The sequence below is a fragment of the Cellulomonas cellasea genome (assembly GCF_030372105.1).
Taxonomy (GTDB): Bacteria; Actinomycetota; Actinomycetes; order Actinomycetales; family Cellulomonadaceae; genus Cellulomonas_A; species Cellulomonas_A cellasea_A.
In genome coordinates this window covers 147,437-163,467 of sequence record NZ_JAUDBQ010000002.1, presented here as the reverse complement: position 1 = coordinate 163,467, position 16,031 = coordinate 147,437, and the positions used below count along the sequence as shown (strand labels likewise).

Annotated in this window: 17 protein-coding genes and 4 tRNA genes; 10 read left to right on the top strand and 11 right to left on the bottom strand. The window is 73.6% G+C overall.

Annotated elements, in window-relative coordinates:
• Positions 1-115: 115 nt before the first annotated feature.
• Positions 116-748, top strand: a complete 633-nt coding sequence (locus QUV83_RS02705; protein WP_289562396.1) for a 4'-phosphopantetheinyl transferase family protein — start codon at positions 116-118, stop codon at positions 746-748.
• A 24-nt stretch (positions 749-772) separates the two neighbouring features.
• On the opposite strand, the gene QUV83_RS02700 is transcribed toward QUV83_RS02705, so the two are convergent.
• Complete coding sequence (locus QUV83_RS02700; protein ID WP_289562394.1) at positions 773-1,333, bottom strand: NUDIX hydrolase family protein; 561 nt, start codon at positions 1,331-1,333, stop codon at positions 773-775.
• 117 nt (positions 1,334-1,450) lie between these two features.
• On the opposite strand from QUV83_RS02700, the gene trxA reads away from it, so the two are divergent.
• Together trxA and QUV83_RS02690 are read left to right on the top strand one after the other, a co-directional pair.
• Entirely contained in the window at positions 1,451-1,825 is a 375-nt protein-coding gene (gene trxA, locus QUV83_RS02695) for a thioredoxin (protein WP_066582496.1), read from the top strand.
• A gap of 259 nt (positions 1,826-2,084) precedes the next feature.
• Positions 2,085-5,816, top strand: coding sequence for a glycosyl hydrolase (locus tag QUV83_RS02690; RefSeq protein ID WP_289562391.1), 3,732 nt, complete (start codon positions 2,085-2,087; stop codon positions 5,814-5,816).
• Positions 5,817-5,844: 28 nt separating this feature from the next.
• Here the strand turns inward: QUV83_RS02690 and QUV83_RS02685 are convergent.
• Both QUV83_RS02685 and bcp read right to left on the bottom strand, forming a co-directional pair.
• Positions 5,845-5,930 (bottom strand) — tRNA-Leu (locus tag QUV83_RS02685).
• A gap of 58 nt (positions 5,931-5,988) precedes the next feature.
• Positions 5,989-6,456, bottom strand: a complete 468-nt coding sequence (gene bcp, locus QUV83_RS02680; protein WP_289562389.1) for a thioredoxin-dependent thiol peroxidase — start codon at positions 6,454-6,456, stop codon at positions 5,989-5,991.
• A 160-nt stretch (positions 6,457-6,616) separates the two neighbouring features.
• On the opposite strand from bcp, the gene QUV83_RS02675 reads away from it, so the two are divergent.
• The 5 genes from QUV83_RS02675 to QUV83_RS02655 all read left to right on the top strand — a co-directional run bounded on the left by QUV83_RS02675 (position 6,617) and on the right by QUV83_RS02655 (position 9,314).
• Positions 6,617-6,913 carry a GroES family chaperonin gene (locus tag QUV83_RS02675; protein WP_289562763.1) on the top strand — a complete coding sequence of 99 codons (297 nt, stop codon included), beginning with the start codon at positions 6,617-6,619 and terminating at the stop codon, positions 6,911-6,913.
• Positions 6,914-7,037: 124 nt separating this feature from the next.
• Positions 7,038-7,301: a hypothetical protein gene (locus QUV83_RS02670; protein WP_289562387.1), complete on the top strand. Its 264-nt coding sequence runs from the start codon at positions 7,038-7,040 to the stop codon at positions 7,299-7,301.
• 61 nt (positions 7,302-7,362) lie between these two features.
• Positions 7,363-7,438: transfer RNA gene (locus tag QUV83_RS02665), tRNA-Lys, on the top strand.
• A gap of 155 nt (positions 7,439-7,593) precedes the next feature.
• Positions 7,594-7,669 (top strand) — tRNA-Lys (locus tag QUV83_RS02660).
• A 151-nt stretch (positions 7,670-7,820) separates the two neighbouring features.
• Entirely contained in the window at positions 7,821-9,314 is a 1,494-nt protein-coding gene (locus tag QUV83_RS02655) for a dihydrolipoyl dehydrogenase family protein (RefSeq protein ID WP_289562385.1), read from the top strand.
• 28 nt (positions 9,315-9,342) lie between these two features.
• On the opposite strand, the gene QUV83_RS02650 is transcribed toward QUV83_RS02655, so the two are convergent.
• The 3 genes from QUV83_RS02650 to QUV83_RS02640 all read right to left on the bottom strand — a co-directional run bounded on the left by QUV83_RS02650 (position 9,343) and on the right by QUV83_RS02640 (position 11,836).
• Positions 9,343-10,338 carry a glycine betaine ABC transporter substrate-binding protein gene (locus QUV83_RS02650; protein WP_289562383.1) on the bottom strand — a complete coding sequence of 332 codons (996 nt, stop codon included), beginning with the start codon at positions 10,336-10,338 and terminating at the stop codon, positions 9,343-9,345.
• A gap of 99 nt (positions 10,339-10,437) precedes the next feature.
• The gene (locus tag QUV83_RS02645; protein ID WP_289562381.1) at positions 10,438-11,142 is read right to left on the bottom strand and encodes an ABC transporter permease; all 705 of its coding nucleotides are present in this window, start codon (positions 11,140-11,142) and stop codon (positions 10,438-10,440) included.
• Positions 11,143-11,152: 10 nt separating this feature from the next.
• A complete protein-coding gene (locus QUV83_RS02640; protein WP_289562379.1) occupies positions 11,153-11,836 on the bottom strand; it encodes an ABC transporter permease in 684 nt (227 codons plus the stop codon).
• 68 nt (positions 11,837-11,904) lie between these two features.
• Between QUV83_RS02640 and QUV83_RS02635 the strand changes: the two genes are divergently transcribed.
• Both QUV83_RS02635 and QUV83_RS02630 read left to right on the top strand, forming a co-directional pair.
• Complete coding sequence (locus QUV83_RS02635) at positions 11,905-12,882, top strand: ABC transporter ATP-binding protein (RefSeq protein ID WP_289562377.1); 978 nt, start codon at positions 11,905-11,907, stop codon at positions 12,880-12,882.
• Positions 12,883-12,906: 24 nt separating this feature from the next.
• Positions 12,907-13,824: an ATP-grasp domain-containing protein gene (locus tag QUV83_RS02630; protein ID WP_289562375.1), complete on the top strand. Its 918-nt coding sequence runs from the start codon at positions 12,907-12,909 to the stop codon at positions 13,822-13,824.
• 28 nt (positions 13,825-13,852) lie between these two features.
• Here the strand turns inward: QUV83_RS02630 and QUV83_RS02625 are convergent, their stop codons facing one another.
• From QUV83_RS02625 to QUV83_RS02605, 5 genes are all read right to left on the bottom strand, one after another.
• The gene (locus QUV83_RS02625) at positions 13,853-14,440 is read right to left on the bottom strand and encodes a CueP family metal-binding protein (RefSeq protein WP_289562373.1); all 588 of its coding nucleotides are present in this window, start codon (positions 14,438-14,440) and stop codon (positions 13,853-13,855) included.
• A gap of 113 nt (positions 14,441-14,553) precedes the next feature.
• Positions 14,554-14,629, bottom strand: a tRNA-His gene (locus tag QUV83_RS02620).
• Positions 14,630-14,721: 92 nt separating this feature from the next.
• Complete coding sequence (orn, locus tag QUV83_RS02615) at positions 14,722-15,372, bottom strand: oligoribonuclease (RefSeq protein ID WP_289562371.1); 651 nt, start codon at positions 15,370-15,372, stop codon at positions 14,722-14,724.
• Between the two features lie 25 nt (positions 15,373-15,397).
• A complete protein-coding gene (locus QUV83_RS02610; RefSeq protein ID WP_289562369.1) occupies positions 15,398-15,697 on the bottom strand; it encodes a hypothetical protein in 300 nt (99 codons plus the stop codon).
• Between the two features lie 99 nt (positions 15,698-15,796).
• Complete coding sequence (locus QUV83_RS02605) at positions 15,797-15,997, bottom strand: hypothetical protein (protein WP_289562367.1); 201 nt, start codon at positions 15,995-15,997, stop codon at positions 15,797-15,799.
• Between the last annotated feature and the right edge of the window lie 34 nt (positions 15,998-16,031).

Here is a 16,031-nt window from a genome sequence, read left to right as displayed (position 1 = left end):
GCCGGTGAGGGTGGAGTCGCGCACGGTGGCGCTTGCGGCCCCCGGCGCATCGCCCAGGGCGGGCGGAACCGGCACAGGCGGAGCCGGGCCGGGCGGAGGCGCCGTCGATGTCCGCGTGGCCGTGGCGCGAGGCCTGGCGCCCGCCGAGCCGCCGCCGTGGCTGCTGTTGGCCGACGACGACCGGGCCAGGCTGCGGGCGTTCCGCCGGGAGGCCGACGCGCGCCGGTTCCTCACCGGCCGCGTGCTCGTCGCCGAGCACGCCCGCGAGGTGCTGGGCGACAGCGCGGGCCGCCTCCGCTTCACCCGCCGACTCGTCCCCGCGGGTGAGGAGAAGCCCCGCTACTCGCCGGCGCCGGGGGGGCGGTGGGCGTCGCCCCTGCCGGATGTGTCGATCTCGCACAGCGGCGACGTGGTGGTCGTCGCGTTCTGCGCGGACGCGGACATCGGCGTGGACGTCGAGCACCACGCCGCGTTCGAAGGGCTGGACGAGACGGCGCTGCGAGTCGTCCTGACAGCCGCCGAGCGCCAGGCCGCGCGCACGCGTGCCGACCTGGCCGCGGCCTTCACCGCGAAGGAGGCGGTGCTCAAGGCGGTCGGCTGGGGGCTGGCCGTCGACCCGCTGCGGGTGGAGGTGCGAGACGGCCGCGTCACGCGGTTCGACGCCCCACAGGCGAGGCTAGTGACGCTGAGCCGGCTCGACGTGCCGGGGGAGGCGTCGGCAGCCCTCGCGGCGGCGGCCCGCGTGTGACGAGGGGCCGCCGCCGGGCGATCGTCAGGGCAAGCGGCCCACATGCGCCATCGCCTGGCGCAGCAGCAGGTCCTGGCCGCCGTTCATCGCCATCTGCACCTGCCCGGACGTGGCCTCCTCGGGGGTGAGCCACGCGAGGTCGAGTGCGTCCTGCTGCGGGCGGCAGTCCCCGGCGACGGGCACCACGTAGGCGAGCGACACGGCGTGCTGGCGGGGGTCGTGGTACGGCGTGACCCCCGGCGTCGGGAAGTACTCGGCCACGGTGAACGGCTGCGGGGAGGCCGGGATCTGCGGCAGCGCCACCGGGCCCAGGTCCTTCTCGATGTGCCGCAGCAGCGCGTCGCGCACCCGCTCGTGGTACATGACCCGCCCGGAGACCAACGCGCGGGACATCACGCCCTCCCGGGTCACCCGGAGCAGCAGTCCCACCGCCACCACGTCGCCCGACTCGTCCACGCGGACGGGGATGGCGTCCACGTACAGGATCGGCAGGAGGGTGCGCACGTGGCGGATCTCGTCGTGGTCCATCCAGCCCGCGGGGCGCTGGGGCTCGGGGTCATGCGGGAAGTCAGCGGTGTCGGTCACGGTCCTGTTCTACCTTCCCGACCGTCCTCGGGCAGGCCGACGCGCATCGGCGAGGGAATACTCGAGAGGGCGGGCGTGCTCTAGGGTGCGCAGACTCACGACGAGGGAGGAGCGGCCATGGCTACCACTGAGCTGACCGCAGACACGATCCAGCAGACCATCACCGACAACGACATCGTGCTCGTCGACTTCTGGGCGGAGTGGTGCGGACCGTGCAAGCGGTTCGGGCCGATCTTCGAGGCGTCCTCGCAGGCGCACCCTGACGTCGTGTTCGCGAAGGTCGACACCGAGGCCGAGCCGCAGCTCTCCATGGAGCTGAGCATCACGTCGATCCCGACGCTGATGGCGTTCCGGCAGGGAATCCTGGTGTTCAACCAGGCGGGCGCGCTGCCCGCGCCGGCGCTCGAGCAGGTCATCAGCGCCGTGAAGGCGCTCGACATGGACGACGTCCGCGCCCAGATCGCCGCGCAGGAGACCGCCTCCCAGAACTGAGCGCCCGCCCCGAGGGGCGGCCTCGCACGACGGCCACCGCCTGGCCTCAGCGTCGGGTGGTGGCCGTTCGCGCGTTCAGGTCCACCCGGTTGACACGTGTTCGTGTCGGTTTGCGACGGGCTGTTCCCGCGCCTACGGTGCGAGGTGACCGATCTCACGGCGGCGTCAGCGGGTGACGGGCCGAGAGAGGCCGGTCGCCGGGGGGCTGCTCATGCTGTCGATGACGACGAATGACGCGGGAAGGTCGCGGACTGCCCGCGTGAGGCCCCGAGGGCCCGCTCGATGGGCAGCCTCGCTGGCGGCGGTGGCGCTCGCGGTGACCGGGATCGGCGTGATCGCCGGGTCGGCGCAGGCGGAGCCGGTCCCTGTCGGCTCGGGCGGCTACACCACGGACCGGGTGGGCCCCTCGCCTGAGGGCTGCCCACCGCTCGCGTCCGATCCGCGCGCCTATCTGACCGACGACGCGCCGACGGGCGCCATCCCCACCAACGACTGGTGGTCGTCGCTCGTCTTCAAGCGGTGGAACTGCGTGGGCAGCGAGCCGCTGCACGCCCACCCCGTCTCGTACCAGCCCACGGCGGCGGGCCTGGGCCTGTCGAGCACCCGCGACCCGGTGCTCTCCGGCACGCCCGGCGGGGTGGGGGAGTTCCACTACCCGTACACGCAGGACGTGCTGGTCGGCGTCGCGGGCCTCGCGGCGCCGACGGTCGAGGTGGCCGACTGGTCGGACTGGACTGTGACGCCCTCGTGGGAGGACGGCGCCCGCACGATGCGCGCCACCATCGGACACGGGCTGCCGTTCAGCTGGTACCACCTGACCGGCGGCCAGGCCCAGCTCACCGTCACGGGGACGCCGCGGGTGTGGCAGCAGGACGGCGGGACGATCGGCTTCACGGCCGGCGGCCACGACTACGCGGCCTTCGCGCCCAGCGGCTCGTCCTGGACGGTGTCCGGGTCGAGCCTGGTGAGCGACCTGGCCGGGCTCGGATACCTGAGCGTCGCGGCGCTGCCCACCAGCCCCGCTTCCGACGACGCGGCCCGGCAGGCGGCCCTGGCGCAGTACCAGCCGTACGCGTTCGCCGAGGTCACCGGCACACAGGCCGACTACGCGTACGACGAGGCGGCGGGCAGCGTCTCGACGACGTACGCGGTGCAGACGACTCCGCTGGAGGGCTCCGCGCAGGGCACGGTCCTGGCGCTGTACCCGCACCAGCAGCAGAACCTGGCGTCGGTGGCCGGCCCCGCCGAGCCGGCCCCCGCTGACTACCCGTCGCCGCGCGGCGATATGACCGCGTACGTGGGAGCCACGTCATTCACCACGCAGACCCCGTTCACGGGAATCCTCCCCGAGTTGCCGGCGGTCGCGACCGGCTCCGGCGACGCCGCGGCCCGCCTGGACGCGCTCCTCACCGAGGCCGCAGCCGACCCGATGCAGCAGGTCTCCCCGGACACCTACTGGACGGGCAAGGGGCTCGGCCGCGCGGCCCGCATCGCGGAGATCGCCGACCTGGTGGGGCGCACGGACGTCCGGGACGCCGCCCTCGGGCAGATCCGCTCCACCCTGACGAACTGGTTCACGGCGACGCCCGGCAAGACGGAGCAGGTCTTCGCGTACGACGACAGGTGGGGCACGCTCATCGGCTACCCGGCGTCCTACGGCTCCGACAAGGAGCTCAACGACCACCACTTCCACTACGGCTACTTCATCGCGGCGGCGGCCACGCTGGCCAAGTTCGACCCCGCCTGGGCGGCGGACGACGCCTACGGCGGGATGGTGGACCTGCTAGTGCGTGACGCCAACGGCCCCGACCGCTCCGACCCGCTGTTCCCGTACCTGCGGGACTTCGACGTGTACGCGGGCCACGACTGGGCGTCCGGGCACGGGGCGTTCGCCGCGGGCAACAACCAGGAGTCGAGCTCGGAGGGGATGAACTTCGCCGGGGCGCTCGTCCAGTGGGGCGAGGCCACCGGGGACACCGCCATGCGCGACCTGGGCGCGTACCTGTACGCGACCCAGGCCGCCGCCATCCAGGCGTACTGGTTCGACGGCGCCGAGGCGATCCCGGACGGCTTCGGCCACAGCACCGTCGGCATGATCTGGGGCGACGGCGGGGCGTACGCGACGTGGTTCAGCGCCGAGCCCGAGATGATCCAGGGCATCAACACCCTGCCCATCACCGGCAGCCACCTGTACCTGGGCCAGCGGCCCGACGACGTGCGCCAGAACTACGCCGAGATGACCGCCGTCAACGGCGGCCCGCCCACGGTGTGGCAGGACATCTGGTGGGAGTACCTGGCCCTCGGGGACGGGCCCGCCGCGCTCGCGGCGCTGAACGCCCAGCCGGGCTACCTGCCCGAGGAGGGTGAGAGCCGCGCGCACACGTTCCACTGGGTCTCGAGCCTGGCGGCCCTCGGTCCGCCTGACGCGACAGTGCGGGCCGACCATCCGCTGGCGGCGGTCTTCGCCAAGAACGGCGCGCGCACCTACGTCGCCGCGAACGTCACGTCAGCGCCGATCACCGTGGCGTTCTCCGACGGCACGAGGTTGGACGTGCCCGCGGGGCGCACCGTGGCGAGCGGGGCGCTGACCTGGTCCGGCGGCTCCGGCTCGGGCGGTGGCCCGGAACCGACGGCGAGCCCGACGGCCAGCCCGACGGCCACCCCGACGGCCACCCCGACGGCCACCCCAACCCCGACATCGACGCCGACACCGACGGTGAGCCCCACGCCGACGCCCACCCCGACCACCGGCCCCGCCGGCCCGCTCACGCTCTACCCGCAGCAGGGCGGCGGCCTGGCTAGCGCGGCAGGCCCCGCCACCCAGGTGACACTGCCCGCAGCCCAGGGCGTCGACGGGGTGACGGCGCCACCCGGCGCGGTGACGTTCAACGCCACCGGGCTCACGGGCACGGCCTCCGGTGGCGCGACGGCCTTCGAGTTGGCGGTGGACGCGGGCTTGTCGGTGGGCAACGGCACGCGCGCGTCGGTGTCTTATGACCTCACGGGCGACGGCACGTGGGACCGCGTCGAGACGTACCGGTACTTCGCCACCGACCCCGTGCCGGGCGCGGAGTCGTACACGCAGGCTGTGGGCCTCGAGTCGGCCACCGGGGCGCTAGGCGACCTCGACGGCGGCTCGGTGCGGCTCGCGGTGTGGAACTCGATCGGCTCGACGTCGAGCACGCTCGTTCTGGGCCCCGGCTCGGTGCTGCGGCTGCCGTTCGAGGCGGCGGACAACGCCGGTCCCACCCCGCCCTCCACGGGTTCCGGGCCCGGCCCGTCGGTGACCCCGCCGCGCGCTGGCAGCCCGCAGGCGGTGGCTCGCCCGCAGGCCAGCACGCCGCGGCGCCCCAGTGCGGGCGTGTCCCGGCCGAGCGGCCCCTGGAGGAGCGCCGCCGGGTCCAGCGGCGCCCGCGGCGCCCAGCTCCCCGACAGCGCCGATGCCGGCGCGGACGAGGCGGCCGGGCCCGCGCAGGCAGGCGCTCCCTCGACGCGCGCCGGATCCGCGCAACGCACAGCGCCGTCGCCGTCCGCCGCAGAGCCCGCGGCGCCCGCTGCCCACCCGCTCCTGGCGCTGTCGCCCGTGTCCTCGGCCGTCGACCGGGCGGGCGAGCGGCGCCTGCTTGCGGACGGCTCCGAGCCCGCTGACGCGCTGGTCTTCGTCGCGCGGGACCTCACCGGGACGTACCTGAGCACCAGCACCGAGTTCGAGCTGTCGGCGGGCCCGCGCGTCTTGGTGGGCAACGGCACCCGGGTCTCGGTGTCCTACGACCTGACGGGCGACGGCTCATGGGACCGGGTCGAGACGTTCCGGTACTCGGCGACGGAGGCGGGCGCCGTCGAACGGCATGCCGTGGGCCTGGAGGAGGCGGACGGCGCCACGGGCCCGCTGGACGGCGGGGTGGTGCGGATCGCGGTGTGGAACGGCCTGGGCCTGGAGCCCGGCTCGCTCGCGGGCGGTGGGGCGCATGTCCGGATGCCGCTGCGCTGAACGCCGGCCCACCGGGCCCGGAGGCACATGGTGCGGGAGACGGGACTCGAACCCGCACGCCCTCTCAGGCACCAGGACCTAAACCTGGCGTGGCTACCGTTTCACCACTCCCGCGCGGGCGACTATGCCACACCGCGCGCGTGGTGGGCGCGCGGTGCGGCGACGGCCGGCGTCAGGCGATCCCGAGGTCCCGGCGCAGCTTGGCCACGTGCCCGGTGGCCTTGACGTTGTACTGCGCGAGCTCGACGCGGCCCTCGGGGTCCACGACCACGGTGGAGCGGATCACGCCGGTGACGGTCTTGCCGTAGAGCGACTTCTCGCCATAGGCGCCCCACGCCTCGAGCACCGTGCGCTCGGGGTCGGAGGCCAGCGGGAAAGTCAGCGCGTCCTGCTCGGCGAACTTCGCGAGCTTGTCGACGGAGTCGGGGGAGACGCCCACCACCGCGTACCCGGCGCCCTGCAGGGACGCGAGCGAGTCGCGGAAGTCGCAGGCCTGCTTGGTGCAGCCCGGGGTCATCGCGGCCGGGTAGAAGTACACGACCACATGCTGCCCGCGCAGGTCGGAGAGGGTCACGGTTCCGCCGTCGGCGGTGGGCAGGGTGAAGTCGGGCGCGAGGTCTCCGACGGCGAGGCGGGGCATGGCTCTCCAGGGGGTGGGGCGCGCGGCCTCGTGGGGGCGCGCGGGCGCGGCGGGAACTGCTCGAGGACTGGTCGCCAGCCTACGTCGGGGTAGCGTCTGGACTGTGAGTGATCCTCGTCCCACGGCCCCCGAGTCGCGGCCGTCCACACTGCCCATCCGGATGCTCAACGACCGGCTGCTCGTCCAGCTCGACGAGGACGCCGCCGAGCGCCGCTCGAATGGCGGGATTGTGATCCCAGCCACCGCCGTGGTCGGCAAGCGGCTCACGTGGGGCCGGGTCGTCGCCGCGGGCCAGCAGGTGCGGCAGGTGGAGGTGGGGGACCGGGTCCTGTTCGACCCGGACGAGCGCGCGGAGGTCGAGCTCGAGGCCACGACGTACCTGCTACTCCGGGAGAAGGATGTGCACGCCGTCGCCCAGCCCCGCCCCGGGGCGCCGGGAACCGGTCTCTACCTCTAGTCCCCGCAGGAACCGCGTCTTCGCGCGGCCGGTCGCGCGGGCAGTCAGGCTTCGTCCAGGGGTTGCACAGCGGCATCCCCGATGGTCCGATGTGCCTTCGACACCCATGTGACCAGGAGGCCTGATGACGGAGCACAGCGAGCGCCCCATGAGCAAGGCGCCCGGCGAGGATCTCCTCGACCTCCTCGGGTCCCCGGGGGCGGCAGCGACAACGCTGCCCGACGGTGGCGCGCCCGCCGCCGTGATGGGCTTGCTGGCCGAGCACGTGCCCCTCGCGCTGCTCGCGGACCTGGCGGCCGTGGACGGCCCGGTCTCGCAGGCGATCCTCGAGTCGGAGGGCCTGCCCGCCGACGAGTGGTGGGTCGATCCCGGCTCCGCCACCGCCTGAGGGGCCCCTTCGGCAGCCGGTTCGCACCTCGAGCCGAGCCGGTGGTAACGTTTCGCCCCGCGCGCCATTAGCTCAATTGGCAGAGCAGCTGACTCTTAATCAGCGGGTTCGGGGTTCGAGTCCCTGATGGCGCACCAGAGGTTGGCCCCGGACGGCGGAGACGCGGTCAGGGGCCTTCATCGTGGGAGGTTCCCCGCATGCGCCACCGCGCGCGGGAGGCCCGCCCTGTCATGTGCGTCACGTTCGGCTGGTTCGCAGGGCCCGGTCAGCCGATGGTAATGTTTGGCCTCGCGCGCCATTAGCTCAATTGGCAGAGCAGCTGACTCTTAATCAGCGGGTTCGGGGTTCGAGTCCCTGATGGCGCACCACCCACAAAGCCCCCTCATCTGCGGACACGCAGGCGAGGGGGCTTTGTCGTCGGCACACCCCGCGCCCCCTCGGCGGGACCCCTCCGGCTGCCAGATCCGCGACGTGGCACCACGATGGGTGGGGACCATGCCGATGGGGACAGGAGCTCAGATGAACGCGGGGCAGCAGGTGCTCGAGTACGACGTCGTCGTCGTGGGGGCTGGCGCGGTGGGGGAGAACGCCGCAGACCGGGCCGGGCGCGCGGGGCTGAGCGTCGCGATCGTCGAGGATGAGCTCGTGGGCGGGGAGTGCTCCTACTGGGCCTGCATGCCGTCGAAGGCGCTGCTGCGCCCCGGGGCGGTGCTGGCGGCCGCGCGGGCCGTGCCGGGAGCCTCGGAGGCCGTCACCGGCGGCCTCGACGTCGCGGCGGTGCTCGCGCGCCGTGACAAGTTCACGACCGACTGGGATGACGCGGGCCAGGTGAGGTGGCTGGAGAAGTCCGGCATCGCGTTGGTGCGCGGGCGGGTCCGCTTCACCGGCCCGCGCGAGCTGGTGCTCGTGCCCGATCCGGCGTCGCCCGAGGCCGAGCCAGTGGGGACCGTGCTGCGCGCGCGGCGGGCCGTCGTGGTCGCCACCGGCAGCGAGCCGGTGATCCCGCCGGTGCCGGGCCTCATCGAGTCCGAGCCGTGGACCAGCCGCGAGGCCACCTCGGCGGAGAGCGTGCCCGGCTCGCTGGCCATCATCGGCGGCGGGGTCGTCGCCTGTGAGCTGGCCGTCGCCTACACCGACCTCGGATCCGCGGTCACCGTGCTCGTGCGGGGCGACCGGTTGCTGGACCGCATGGAGCCGTTCGCGGCGCAGGAGGTCGAGGAGTCGCTCGTCGAGCTCGGCGTCGACGTCCGGTTCGGGGTGGAGGCGACCAGGGCCGCGCGCGAGGACGGCCGCACCACCGTGGAGCTGTCCACCGGCGGGACGCTCGTGGCCGACCAGGTCCTGGTCGCCACCGGCCGGCGCCCCCGCACCTCGGAGCTCGGCCTGGAGGCGCTCGGGCTCGAGCCGGGGGCCGCTCTCACTGTCGACGACGCGATGGAGGTCGTGGGCGTGGACGGCGGATGGCTGTTCGCCGCGGGCGACGTCACCGGGCGCACCGCCACCACGCATCAGGGGAAGTACGACGCGCGCGTGGCGGGCGATGTCGTGGCCGCCCGCTTCTCGCAGGCCGCGGGGGCTCCCGACGCGGGCTCAGGGGCCGCGGAGGCGGAGCGCGCCGCCGGCCCCTGGAGCCGCTACCGGGCCACTGCCGATCACGCCGCCGTGCCGCAGGTGGCGTTCACCCGGCCCGAGGTGTCCACGGTGGGGCTGACCGAGCAGGCCGCCCGGGACGCCGGCCTGCGGGTGCGAACCGTCCGCCACGCCATCGGCTCCGTCTCGGGCGCCGCCGTGGCGGCGGACGGCTACCGGGGGACGGCGCAACTCGTCCTGGACGACGCGCGCGGCGTCGTTGTCGGCGCCACGTTCACGGGCCCGGACGCCGCGGAGCTGCTGCACGCGGCCACCATCGCCGTGGTGGCCGAGGCGCCGCTGGACCGGCTGTGGCATGCGGTGCCGTCCTACCCGACGGTCAGCGAGGTGTGGCTGCGACTGCTGGAGGCCGCCGGGCTGTGAGCCCGCCGGCCTCCGGCCAGCCAGTCGGTCAGCTCGCCAGCGAGCCGTCGCTCGACAGCACCAGCCCGATCGACGCCTTGCCCTGGCGGACGGCGTCGCCGATCAGCCCGAAGTCGTAGGACTGGAACTCGGCGATGTCGAGCCCGTACGTCTCCTCCAGGCCCGGCTGGCAGAAGGGGCGCTCCGGGCACTCGGGCGGGCCGGCCAGGATCAGCCCGCCGCAGGTGTCGGCGAGCTCGCTGAGCGTGGACACGTCGTGCTCGTCGGCGAACTCCTGCGTGACGGCGAACGCGTTCTGGTCCTGCGCGTCGGAGACCGCCCCGAACGTGATCCCCGAGTCGTCGCCCAGGGTGGTCAGCGCCTCCACGGTGGCCGTCGGGTCGGCGCTCGCGACCGGCGCGGCGTCCGGCCCGTTGACCTTCGTGTTGAGGAACTCGGCGAGGGTGGCGGCGTACTCGGGCGTGAGGGTGATCTCGCCGGACTGCAGCGCGGGGAGGTACGTCTCGCGGTTGCCGATGGTCTGCACCTGCACGGTGTACCCGGCGGAGCGGAGCACCTCGGCGTACAGCTCGGCGAGCGTCGAGCTCTCGGAGAAGTTCGCGGCGCCGATGGTCACCTGCTTGCCGGCGCCGATGCTGGAGTCGTCGGCGGCGAGCCCCTCGTCTGCGACGTAGGCCTTCGCGGCCTCGCTGGCGGTCTCGCGGTCGATGTCCACCGCCTTGTTGAGCGCGATGAGCTTGTCGGTGTCGAGCGACTCGGACACCGAGTCCAGCAGCGGGATGAGGGCGGGGTCGGCGGCCGCGGCCTGCGCGTTCACCGCGGGGATGACGTTGTCGGCGTTCTGCAGCCCCTTGTCGTCCTCCAGCACCACGAGCTGCTCGCCGGCGACGGGGTCGCAGGTCGCCAGGTCGGAGGAGCCCGTGGGCGCGTCGCTCTCGCCCCCGCCGGATCCGGGCGACCCGCAGGCTGCGAGCAGGAGGACCCCCGCTGCTGCGAGGGCCACGGAGGTCCGGGTTGTGCGCATGAGAGCTCCCTGGTCGGCGGGTGACGTCGTGAGCCATTCGACAGTCCCACCACGCCGATGGCAACCGGAACAGGCGAGAACCCGCAGCCCAGGCGGCTGCTAGGGGAGGTCGGACGCGGGGACGGCGCGGGCCCGTCGCCGGGGCGGGCGCATCGGGGTCGGCGTGAGCGCGTGCTGCGCCCAGGCCAGCCCCGCCTCGACGAGCAGGCACAGCGCGGCGACGAGCACCGCGCCCGCCACCACCTGCCCGTACCGCTGCACGGCCAAGCCCGAGACGATGATCGTGCCCAGGCTCTGCCCGCCGACCAGCGCCGCCAACGGCACGGTGGCCACCACCTGCACCGCCGCGGTCCGCAGGCCGGCGCCGATGAGCGGGAGCGCCAGTGGCAGCTCCACGGAGAACAGCGAGCGCGGGCCCGACATGCCGACGCCCCGCGCGGCGTCCCGCACGTCGGCGTCGACGTCCCGCATCCCCACATACGCGTTGGTGAGGATGGGCGGCACCGCGAAGATCGCCACCGCGAGGGTCGTCGCGGTGGCGCCGAACAGCCCGGTGGAGGCGAAGATCGTCAGCAGCGCGAACGTCGGCAGCGCGCGCGAGGTGTTCGCGAGCACCACCGTCAGGGCTCCGCCGCGGCGACGGTGGCCCAGCCACACGCCCACCGGCAGCGCCACGACCATCGCCAGCAGCACGGCCAGCGCCGAGATCGTCACGTGCTCGCGGGTGAGCGCGAGCACGCCCTGCGGCCCGGTCCAGTTGAGCGGGTCGTTGAGCCACCTGAAGGCTTCCTCGATCACGTCCATGGCGCGCCCCTCACGCGTTCCTTGTGGCGCGTGCCCACGGGGTCAGCGCCTTGCCGATCAGGAACAGCGCGAGGTCGAAGGCCAGCGCGAGCAGCAGGCACAGGATCGTCGCGGTCATGATCTCGGCGTGGTACCGGCTGCGGAAGCCCCGGAACATGAGCTGCCCGAGGCCTCCGTACCCGACCACGACACCGACGGTGACGAGCGCCACAGTGGTCACCGTCGCGAGCCGCACCCCCGCGACGATCGACGGCAGGGCGTTCGGCAGCTCCACGGTGAGCAGCATGCGCGCGCGCCCGTACCCGAGCCCGCGCGCCGCGTCCCGCACGTCCTCGTCGACCCCTTGCAGGCCCACCAGGATGTTGCGCACCAGCACCAGCAGCGCGTACGTCACCAGGCCAATGAGCACGGTGGTGCGCCCGATGCCGGTGTACGGCGCGAGCAGGCCGAACAGCGCCAGCGACGGGATCGTGTACAGCACGCCCGTCGTGCCCACCAGCGGCCCGGCCAGGCGCGGGCGCAGATGCGCCGCGGCGGCCAGCGGCAGCGCGATCACCAGGGCGATCGCCACCGCCTGCAGCGTCAGGCTCGAGTGCTGCTCGAGCGCCGTCGTCAGGTCGCCCCAGTTCCGCTGGACGTAGTCCCAGGAGAACCAGGGGTTCGCCGGGGGGTCCGTCGTCGCGTGGGGCTGCACGTCAGCGAACGTACCCGGCGGCGCCCACGCCCGCGACGTCGCGCGGATGAACGGGTAGCGTCCGGCAGATGGCTGCCGCGATCGTCTTCGACCACGTGCTCAAGGAGTATCCCGACGGCACAGTCGCCGTCGACGACCTCTCCTTCGAGGTGCGCGAGCACGAGCTGCTCGCCCTGGTGGGCCCGTCGGGCTGCGGGAAGTCCACGACCCTGCGGATGGCCAACCGGCTCGTCGAGCTGACGTCGGGGCGCATCCTCATCAACGGCGAGGACATCACCCAGGTCGACACCGTCGCGCTGCGCCGGCGCATCGGCTACGTCATCCAGCACGTCGGGCTGTTCCCGCACCGCACCGTCACCCAGAACGTGGCCACCGTGCCCCAGCTCCTCGGCTGGGACCGGGCGCGCACCCGGGCGCGCGTCGGGGAACTGCTGGAGCTCGTGGGCCTGGACCCGGACCACTACGGGCGCAGGTACCCGCATGAGCTCTCGGGCGGCGAGCGGCAACGGGTGGGCGTCGCGCGGGCGCTCGCGGTGGACCCGCCGGTGCTGCTCATGGACGAGCCCTTCGGCGCCGTCGACCCCGTCGGCCGCCGCCGGCTGCAGGCCGAGTTCCGGCGCATCCACCGCGAGCTGGGCACCACTGTGGTGCTCGTCACGCATGACGTGGACGAGGCGGTGCGGCTCGCGGACCGGGTGGCGGTGCTCAGCCGCGGCGGCCGGCTCGAACAGCTCGCCCCGCCGGTGAGCGTGCTCTCCGCGCCGGCCAGCCCCGCGGTGGCGGACCTGGTGGGATCCGGCGCCGCGGTGCGGCTGCTCTCCCTCGGCCGGCTGGAGCGCGCGGACCTGGCGGCGGACGCGGGGACCGCGGACCTGGCGATCGGCCCGCACCTGGAGCTGGGGGCCGCGCTCGACGACGTGTTCGCGGCCATCGCCCAGGCGCCCGACGGCCGCGTGCCGGTGCGCGAGGGCGGCGCTGTGGTGGGCGTGGCGGACGCGGACACCGTGGTCACCGCCTTGCACCGGGTCACGGCCGCGGCGTCCTGACCCGCTGGTCGGTACTCTGCCCGAGTGACTTCAGCCCGCATCGCCCTGGCCACCTGCTCGTCGCTGCCCGACCTCGAGCCGGATGACGCGCCGCTCATCCCCGCGCTCGCCGCCCGTGGCGTCACCGCCGACGTCGTGGTGTGGGACGCGCCCGACGTCGACTGGTCGGTGTACGACGCCGTCGTCATCCGCTCGACGTGGGACTACACCGACCGCCCCGCGGAGTTCCTCGACTGGACGCGCCGCGTCGAGGCCGTGTCCCGGCTGTTCAACCCGGCGTCCGTCGTCGCCTGGAACGTCGACAAGGCCTACCAGCGCCAGATGCAGGACGCGGGCCTGCCGATCGTCCCGACCATCTGGCTCGACCCCGAGAGCAACTTCAACTCCCGGCGCATCCACTCCCGGTTCCCCGCCTTCGGCGACTTCGTCATCAAGCCGACCATCAGCGCGGGCTCACGCGACACCGGCCGCTACGCCGCGGGGGAGACTCCCTCGCGGATGCTGGCCATCGCGCACGCCAGGGACCTGTTGGGCGCGGGCCGCCACGTCATGATCCAGCGGTACCTGCGCCAGGTGGACAGCGCGGGGGAGTCGGCGCTGGTGTTCTTCGACGGGAAGTTCAGCCACTCGCTGCGCAAGGCGGCGCTGCTCGACGGCCCCTTCCGGAGCACGGACAACGCCGTCCTCTACCACGAGGAGGTCATGACGGCCCGTGAGGCGAGCCCCGCCGAGCTCGAGGTCGCGCAGCGCGTCGTCGCGGCCCTCCCCGAGCTGGCGCCCGGCATCGACGGCCCACTGCTGTACACGCGGGTGGACCTCATCCCCGACGACGAGGGCAACCCCGTCGTGCTCGAGGTCGAGCTGATCGAGCCGTCGTTCTTCTTCGCGCTCGCGCCCGAGGCCGTCGACAGGTTCGCGGACGCGTTGGTCGCCCGGCTCTGAGCCAGGCCGCCTCGCGAGGCCGCGCGGCTCACATGAGTCGCGCGGTGGTGACGCAGGTCGGGTCGTCGTCGCCCGTCGAGACGGGGGTGGCGACGGCGCGACCGTCGTGCTCGATGGTGAGCGTGGCGTCGACGCCCCGCGGGAGCCACAGGCCGACGAAGCCGTTGTCGGCGGTGCGGACCTCCTCGTCGACCAGCACGGCTCCGCTGGCGTCCACGACCTGGACGGAGACGTCCTGGTCGCGCAGCTCGCCGAGGCACGTCGTGAGGCTGTGGAAGAAGCACTCGTGGGTCTGCGTGATGTAGGGCGCGACCGAGACGTAGAACTCGTCCTCGGGCAGGTCGAGCGTCGTGGTGTTGCCGTCGACGTCGGAGAGCTCGACGGAGTCGGGCTTGATCGAGGCGATGAGGTTCGTGGGCCGCTCCGCGACGGGCATGGCCTCGAGGTGGTCGACGACCTCGCGGCCGCTCATCCCGTCGAGGCCGTGATCGCTGAGCCACGCCGCGGAGGCGCCGCCCGTGGCCGGGGGCGCGTCGGCCGGCGAGCATGCGGCGACCAGCAGGAGCGCCCCGAGCGCCGCCGCGAGGATGGAGGGCTGCCTGGCGGTGGTGCGCATGATCGTCGCTCCTTCGAGTGGCGCCCGGATGCGGGCCGAAGACGCGCCCACGGTGCTGTGGGCGACCACAAACAGAATGAGGCCCGAGCCAGCGGCTCGGACCTCATTCCACATGGGGTGAGTAACGGGACTTGAACCCGCGACCCCCTGGACCACAACCAGGTGCTCTACCAGCTGAGCTATACCCACCATGCCGTGCACCCCGCGGACGGGGCGAGTAGAAGCATACCGGGTCCGAGAGGGTGCTCGTACGCACACCCCTCATGCGGGGTCTGGAGGCGCTACTTCTGCTCCAGCGCGCGCGCCGCGCCCGAGGCGACGACCTCCGCGGCGATCGCCTTCGCGGTCGCGGAGTCGGGGCCCGGCTGGGGGACGAGCAGCGCGGCGCGGTAGTAGCGGAGCTCGTCGATGCTCTCCAGGATGTCGGCGAGCGCGCGGTGGCCGCCGTTCTTCTCGGGGGAGGCGAAGTACACCCGGGGGTACCAGCGCCGGGCCAGCTCCTTGATGGAGGAGACGTCGATCACCCGGTAGTGCAGGTGCGCCATGAGCGCGGGCATGTCCCGGTCGAGGAACGCCTTGTCCGTGCCGACGGAGTTGCCCGCCAGCGGGGCCTTGCCCGGCTCGGGGATCCACTCGCGCAGGTACTCCAGCACCCGCTCCTCGGCGTCGCCGAGGCCGACCCCGCTGGGCAGGTCCTCGAGCAGCCCCGAGGTCGTGTGCATGTTGCGCACGAAGTCGTTCATCTGCGCCAGCGCCTCGGCGGGCGGCGCGATGACCACGTCGATGCCCTCGCCCAAGACGTTGAGCTCGGAGTCGGTCACTACCACGGCGATCTCGACGAGGGCGTCGGCCGCGAGGTCGAGTCCCGTCATCTCGCAGTCGATCCACACGATCCGGTCCGCGCTGGTGTTGCCGTTCGTCGTCAAAGTCACGACGTCAGCCTACGGTCCCGCGCCGTCAGGACTGGCGCTGTTCGCCCGGCCGGGTGTGCTCCGGGCCATGCGGCGGGCTCGACGGGCCGGGGAGGCGGCTCGATGGCGGCCCCGGCTCGGGGACCGTTGACGACACCCAGGACGCGACCATCACCACGACGGCCGCCGCGGCCCCGGCCAGCCGGGCGGTGGGCCAGGCCAGCCCGCCCCACAGCAGCACGAGCGCGGTGGCGACACCCGCCACGGCGGCCAGCGCGAGGCGCTCGGCGAGCGTGCGCAGCGCGTGCTGGAGCCGTGGGCCGCGTCGTGAGCCCCGGATGTCCATGGCCGCATGGTTCCACGTCCCACGACGCGCGCGATGCTGCCCGGCGTCAGACACGACGATGCGGGCCGCCACAGGGGCGGCCCGCATCGTGTGGCCCGGTCAGCGCAGCCCGGCGCAGATCATCAACGGCGCCGTGGTCGGCAGCGCCAGGCGCAGGGGCGCCGGGCGGCCGCGTTCAGGTGGATGGGACTCGTCCTCGTCGCCGGATGGGCGGCTGCGGCGCATCCGCTCGAGGCGGGCGTCGGCGAGCCGCTGGCGGTGCTCGAGCAGGACGAGGTCGGTGGTCAAAGACGGGTGCATGGGTGCGCTCCAGAGGTCGGGCTGGGATCGGGCC